Origin of the sequence: Bacillus sp. EKM202B, assembly GCF_011066025.1 — a bacterium.
Taxonomy (GTDB): domain Bacteria; phylum Bacillota; class Bacilli; order Bacillales; family Bacillaceae_G; genus Bacillus_A; species Bacillus_A toyonensis.
Window position 1 is genome coordinate 1 of sequence record NZ_JAAMNK010000122.1, and the last position, 265, is coordinate 265.

Annotated in this window: 1 pseudogene; it reads left to right on the top strand. The window is 34.3% G+C overall.

The window, feature by feature from the left end:
* Nucleotides 1-265, top strand: a pseudogene (locus tag G9F74_RS29620) (hypothetical protein); the annotation flags it as partial.

A 265-nucleotide genomic window follows, 5' to 3' on the forward strand; every position in this document is an offset into this window, starting at 1 on the left:
TACATTTAAGGCACAGCAAAAAGCAAATCCAGGTGTTCAGTTACCTGTCAAAGTATTGTATGAAGAGAACGGAAAATGCGTTGTAGAAGTAAAAGAGTTATCTCCGAATTGGGGAGCGTTTGCTTTCGATATTTATAATAAAAACGGTGAACAAGAACAAATGGATATTCGTAAATTCACACAAGATCTTAACGAATATGAAGAAGAAAATGCAGCAACAAAAAGTCCGAATAAATTAGTTCAGACGATTTTTACCGATCAAAGT